The sequence below is a fragment of the Bacillus sp. AFS001701 genome, from assembly GCF_002559405.1.
Lineage (GTDB): Bacteria > Bacillota > Bacilli > Bacillales > Bacillaceae_G > Gottfriedia.
In genome coordinates this window covers 1-6,106 of the sequence record NZ_NTZO01000203.1, presented here as the reverse complement: position 1 = coordinate 6,106, position 6,106 = coordinate 1, and the positions used below count along the sequence as shown (strand labels likewise).

Annotated in this window: 5 protein-coding genes and 1 pseudogene; 5 read left to right on the top strand and 1 reads right to left on the bottom strand. The window is 32.5% G+C overall.

The genetic code is table 11. The features are described from left to right. Window positions 1-776: 776 nt before the first annotated feature. Genes opp3b through CN514_RS14100 form a run of 4 tightly spaced genes read left to right on the top strand, consistent with a single transcriptional unit; the run spans window position 777 to window position 4,724 of the window. On the top strand, window positions 777-1,703 hold the full coding sequence (gene opp3b, locus CN514_RS14115; RefSeq protein ID WP_098427730.1) for an oligopeptide ABC transporter permease: 927 nt from the start codon (window positions 777-779) through the stop codon (window positions 1,701-1,703). Between the two features lie 3 nt (window positions 1,704-1,706). Next, on the top strand, window positions 1,707-2,729 hold the full coding sequence (gene opp3C / locus CN514_RS14110; protein WP_097973672.1) for an oligopeptide ABC transporter permease: 1,023 nt from the start codon (window positions 1,707-1,709) through the stop codon (window positions 2,727-2,729). Between the two features lie 20 nt (window positions 2,730-2,749). Further along, window positions 2,750-3,799 (top strand): ABC transporter ATP-binding protein, encoded by a 1,050-nt coding sequence (locus CN514_RS14105; RefSeq protein WP_098233142.1) that lies wholly within the window; start codon window positions 2,750-2,752, stop codon window positions 3,797-3,799. After that, the gene (locus CN514_RS14100) at window positions 3,789-4,724 is read left to right on the top strand and encodes an ABC transporter ATP-binding protein (RefSeq protein ID WP_098233141.1); all 936 of its coding nucleotides are present in this window, start codon (window positions 3,789-3,791) and stop codon (window positions 4,722-4,724) included. Before CN514_RS14105 ends, CN514_RS14100 begins: the two co-directional genes overlap by 11 nt. A 583-nt stretch (window positions 4,725-5,307) precedes the next feature. Here the strand turns inward: CN514_RS14100 and CN514_RS14095 are convergent. Next, window positions 5,308-5,511, bottom strand: a complete 204-nt coding sequence (locus CN514_RS14095) for a hypothetical protein (protein WP_098233140.1) — start codon at window positions 5,509-5,511, stop codon at window positions 5,308-5,310. 519 nt (window positions 5,512-6,030) lie between these two features. On the opposite strand from CN514_RS14095, the pseudogene CN514_RS25325 reads away from it, so the two are divergent. Further along, window positions 6,031-6,106 (top strand): annotated as a pseudogene (locus CN514_RS25325) (transcriptional regulator Spx); the annotation flags it as partial.

Genomic DNA, 6,106 nt, shown 5'->3' with positions numbered 1-6,106 from the left:
ATGCTATACTATAATAACATTGTAAACAGTTTCAACTAATCGTTACAAAATATTTTTAAATTGTTAGCATTTTTAAGACAATTCACTTTATTTTAATAAATTATTTAATTTTATTTGTCAAAATTGTTGTAAAACTCTCATAAAAATGTATAATAAAATTTGTAGAAAAAAATCGATACTTATCGAAAATTCTACTATAAAAATTCAGAATTGTATATTAACTTTCTGTATTTTAACCTACATTGTATTAGCATCTTAGGGGGTATACATCATGGATTGCGAGATATGTTACGATAAATAAATTTGCTATACTGAAATTGCAATTTGAATTTTTGAATAAGCATTCTTTTTTTTACTAAATTTATGAATAAATATCTAAATAAGCTATTTTTTATAAGGATCCCAGCTCAATTTATAAGGGGGAAATTGTAAGGAATTATCTGTTTAGAATAATAATTTAGAATTTTCCAGTAAAAAAATATTGACCAAAAGCGTCATTACGAATACGCTTACATTGTTGGAAAAAAAAGCTTAAGCAAAAATTTACACCATTTTACAACAAATGAAAAAAAAGGATTAAATGATTAATCCCATGTTTGAGAATAATATGGACAAGAAGTTAAATCGATCGAAAAAATTACAGCATTATAATAGGTACTAAAGAGTATGTGGAGTAGATTCAAATAGGAAAGATCCAAATGCTCTCATTTTTACAAAAGAATTATCAAAAAATAAAAAAAATAAAATATTTTTTAAATTAATAGGGGGGTGCAGTTGTGGGACGTTACGTGCTACAGAGATTTATTTACATGTTTGTCACACTATTTTTAATTTGTACTGTTACATTTTTCTTAATGAAGTTGTTACCAGGTTCTCCATTAAAAAACCCAGAGAAATTAACACCTGAACAAAAACAAATTATTTTTGTTAAATATGGGTTAGATAAGCCAGTTCCTGTACAATATGCAAATTACATGAAGAATCTTGCTAAAGGTGATTTAGGAGATTCATATAAATACGATAATCGTAAAGTAACTGATATGATTTCAACTCGTATTGGTCCATCGGCTCAATTAGGTGCTCAAGCACTATTATTAGGAACATTTATCGGATTAATCTTCGGTATCGTAGCAGCACTAAAAAATAATACAATATTTGATTATGGTTCTACTGTTCTAGCAGTTCTAGGTATCTCCATCCCGTCATTCGTTTTCGGGGCAATCTTACAGTACTACTTAGCAGTAAAATTACATTGGTTCCCGGTAGCATATTGGGAAAGCTTTAAATACACGATTCTACCGACAATTGCATTGTCAGTATTCGTAACAGCAACTGTAGCTCGTTTCTCAAGAACTGAGTTAATCGAAGTTATGAACTCAGAGTATATCGTAACAGCAAAAGCAAAAGGTATCTCTCAAGTAGGCGTAATCATTAAACATGCACTACGAAATGCATTAATCCCAGTAGTTACAATTTTAGGTCCAATGGCTGTAAACTTAATGACTGGTACATTAGTTATTGAAAATATGTTTGCTGTACCTGGACTAGGTTCTCAATTTGTTAACTCAATTGTAACAAATGATTACTCAGTAATTATGGGCACAACAATTTTCTACAGTGCATTATTACTAATCGTAATCTTCTTTGTAGATATTTTATACGGTGTAATTGATCCACGTATCCGTTTAGCAGGAGGTAAATAAATAATGAACAACAACACAGCTCAAAAAATTTCATCTGATTTATTCCAACCTGCAAACGTAGATTTGAATAATGCAGATAAAATTTCAAGACCTTCGGATTCTTTTTGGAAAGATGCTAGAAGACGTTTTAGAAAAAATAAAGGTGCAATGTTAGGATTTATTATCCTTGGTATCTTATTATTCTTTACATTGTTTGGTCCAATGATGAGTGGACACTCATATAAAGACCAAGACTTAAAAAGATCAAAATTACCACCAAAAATTGGTGTATTAGAAAATGTAAAATTCTTACCATTTGATGGAATTGATCAATATGGAAACGATGTATATAAAAACAAAAATATTAAAGAAAACTATTGGTTTGGTACAGATGATTTAGGTCGTGACCTTTTCACAAGAACATGGGCTGGAGCTCGAGTATCAATCTTAATCGGTTTATTAGCAGCAGTAATTGATATGGTAATTGGTGTAGCTTTCGGTGGTATTTCAGGATTCTTTGGTGGCCGGACAGATACTATCATGCAGCGTATTGCTGAAGTCCTAATGGGTGTTCCATATCTAATCGTAGTTATCTTATTCATCTTAGTATTTAAAAACCCAGGTATTCTTTCGATCGCTTTAGCGATGGTAATCACAGGTTGGGTAGGTATGTCCCGTATCGTACGTGGTCAAATGCTAAAACTAAAAAATCAAGAATTCGTATTAGCATCAAGAACTTTAGGTGCAACAAATACTCAATTAATTGCAAAACACTTAATTCCAAATATTATGGGTCCAATCATCGTAATGATGATGTTCACGATTCCAAGTGCAATCTTCTCTGAAGCATTCTTAAGCTTCATCGGTTTAGGTATTGCACCACCAAAAGCATCATTAGGTTCTTTAGTAAGTGATGGCTTCAAATCATTACAAACTTTCCCTCATATGATGATTATTCCAGCGGTTGTAATCAGCTTATTAATTTTAAGTTTCAACTTAATTGCTGACGGATTACGCGACGCTTTAGATCCAAAAATGAGTAAGTAATTTTGAAGGGAGAATGAACTATGAGTAAATTATTAGAAGTAAAAGATCTGTGTGTCTCCTTTTATACTCATGCTGGTGAAGTTCAAGCAGTACGCGGAGTTTCATTTGATCTTAAAAAAGGTGAGACATTAGCAATTGTAGGTGAATCTGGTTCAGGTAAATCAGTAACATCTAAAGCATTAATGGGGTTAATTCCAAACCCTCCAGGTAAAATTAAGAGCGGTGAAATCTTATTCGATGGAAAAGATTTAGCTAAATTAACAGAAAAAGAAATGCAAAATATTCGTGGAAAAGAAATTTCAATGATTTTCCAAGATCCTATGACTTCTTTAAATCCAGTATTAACGATTGGATATCAAATAACAGAAGGTCTAATAAAGCATCAAAAAATGAGTAAAACTGAGGCAAAGAAAATTGCTTTAGAATTAATAAATCTTGTTGGAATTCCAAATGCTGAAGCTCGTTTTAAACAATATCCACACCAATTCTCTGGCGGTATGAGACAACGTGTTGTTATTGCAATGGCGTTAGCATGTAATCCAAAATTATTAATCGCCGATGAGCCAACAACAGCTCTAGACGTTACAATTCAAGCTCAGATTCTTGAGTTAATGAAAGAAATTCAAAGAAAAACTGATTCAGCAATTATCTTTATTACACATGATTTAGGTGTAGTAGCGAATGTTGCAGATAAAGTTGCAGTTATGTATGCAGGTAGAGTAGTTGAAATGGGAACTGTAGACGATATTTTCTACAATCCAAAACATCCTTACACTTGGGGACTTTTAGCTTCAATGCCTGACTTAGATAATGAACAAGGAGCAGAATTAGTAGCAATTCCTGGTACACCACCGGATCTATTAAATCCTCCAAAAGGTGATGCGTTTGCACCACGTAATCCAAATGCTTTAAAAATTGACTATGAAATGGAACCTCCTATGTTTAAAGTGTCTGAAACACACTATGCTGCAACATGGCTATTACATGAGGATGCTCCAAAAGTTGAACCACCTGAAGCCGTTAGGAAGCGTATTCAACGAATGAAGGAAGGTGAAGTAAATGTCAAATAAAGCAGAAAAATTAGTTGAAGTTAAAAATTTAAAACAATACTTTAATACAGGTAAAACAACAGTTAAAGCAATCGATGATGTTACATTTGACATTTTCCGTGGAGAAACTTTCGGTTTAGTAGGTGAATCAGGTTCTGGTAAATCTACAACTGGACGTTCGATCATTCGATTGTATGATGCAACTGATGGACAAGTAATTTTCGATGGTGAAGATGTACATGGTAAGAAAAGTCGTAAAGAGTTAAAGCAGTTTAACCGTCGTATGCAAATGATTTTCCAAGATCCATACGCTTCATTAAACCCGCGTATGAAAGTTGCAGATATCATTGCAGAAGGTATTGATATTCATGGCTTAGCTCGTAACAGAGAAGAGCGAATGAAAATGGTTTATGACTTACTTGAAACAGTAGGTTTAAATAAAGAGCACGCTAACCGTTTCCCACATGAATTCTCAGGTGGACAACGTCAACGTATCGGTATTGCGAGAGCACTTGCTGTACAACCAGAATTTATTATCGCCGATGAGCCAATCTCAGCTCTTGACGTGTCAATTCAAGCTCAGGTTGTAAACTTAATGAGAAAGCTTCAAAAGGAAAAAGGTTTAACATATCTATTTATCGCCCATGATTTATCAATGGTTAAGTACATTAGTGACCGTATCGGTGTAATGTACCACGGTAAAATTGTTGAGCTTGCAGATAGTAATGAATTATATGAATACCCAATGCATCCTTACACAAAATCATTATTATCAGCAATTCCGCTTCCAGATCCTGATTATGAGCGCAATCGTAAACGTATCGTTTATGATTCAAAACAACACGATTATTCAAACGAACAACCAAAATTACGTGAAGTTCGTCCTGGACATTTCGTACTTTGCTCTGAAGCAGAATTTAAAAATTATCAACAAATGTATAAATAATAAATCAATCCTAGTGAGTTTATCGCTAGGATTTTTTTACTTAGATATAAGATTAGGTTAGAGGTTAATGAGGAAGTAGAAAGGCAAAAAGAAGAAGAAAAGTTACTCATGAGGGGTTCATGAGGAAGTAAAACAGAAAAAAGAAGTGTAGTGATTCCTCATGAGAGGTTTATGAGGAAGTAAAACAGTCAAAAGAAGTGTAGTGGTTCCTCATAAGAGGTTCATGAGGAAGTAAAACAGCAAAAAGAAGTGTAGTGGTTCCTCATAAGAGGTTCATGAGGAAGTAGAAATACTAAAATAATGTTAAGGGAAAATTAAGGTGTAGGTTTTATGATAAAAGAGTAGATTAGGCTATGTGTAATAATGGTAGGACAAGCTTAGAAGAAAATTAATCCAGAGTGTACAATGATAACCAAATTTTTAATTCAAAGCCCCTGAATTTTAATATTTCAAAGTACTGTACCGTAGGACGAACTAGTGACCTTAGTCAATTCTACATTAGTTATACACTAAACTTTATCAAGGCAAAAAAAGAAAGGGCCTTTGCCCTTTTTTTAATCGTAAATTTCTTATAAGTCTGTTCTTAATAGGTTTTTTTACGGAACTTGCCTTGGCCACCAACTTGTTTGAAGTTTGCAGACATTCTGTCAGACATATCAACAAATTGACTTTTTTTACCTCTACCAAATATTTTTTCGCCAATAGCGTTTGTAAACACACCATTAAGTGCAGTAATTCCAATTACTAACAATGCAACAATCAATAGATCAGTTATGTAAGCTGCCATAAGATTAGCCTCCTAGGAATGTAAGCGTTACTATTATTGTATTAAAAAATTGGTGAAATAGAAAGGTTAAATAAGCTTTTTCCGAATAATTATTTTTGGGCTTTTTATAAAGCAATCTTGCTTTTAATATTGTAACTTTTAGGACTAAAGTTGTGTGAAACGAAAGGTATACCGACTACTTTGGGAAATGCTGCGGGAAGGTGCAAGATCGGCTGAAACTAGAAAGCAGGTTTCATTTACGGATAGTGAGGTTTATTGTGTAAAAAACACCTTTCATATACGAAAAATGTATCAAAGAAATTAGCCTATATTTTACTTATAAATTTACTGAAAATTGTACACCTTTTGTATAGGTTTTTTTAAATTTTTTTACAAATTTGTATATATTTATTTTGCACAATACTGTATAATGTGAACATATGGTTGTAGATTAAACTAATTATAATTAACCAATTCTTATAAATTAATACACATAACTATATTACTTTTATTTAAAAGAGTAGTTAGGGGGAGAGCAAAATGGTAATTTTGTATAATTCACCAAGTTGTACGTCTTGTCGAAAAGCAAAAATGTGGCTAGAAGATAATAATATTC

Excerpts from the sequence above, each read along its gene's own strand:
- opp3C (WP_097973672.1), top strand. The coding sequence starts at position 1,707 with ATGAACAACAACACAGCTCAAAAAATTTCATCTGATTTATTCCAACCT.
- CN514_RS14105 (WP_098233142.1), top strand. The coding sequence starts at position 2,750 with ATGAGTAAATTATTAGAAGTAAAAGATCTGTGTGTCTCCTTTTATACT.
- CN514_RS14100 (WP_098233141.1), top strand. The coding sequence starts at position 3,789 with ATGTCAAATAAAGCAGAAAAATTAGTTGAAGTTAAAAATTTAAAACAA.
- CN514_RS14095 (WP_098233140.1), bottom strand. The coding sequence starts at position 5,511 with ATGGCAGCTTACATAACTGATCTATTGATTGTTGCATTGTTAGTAATT.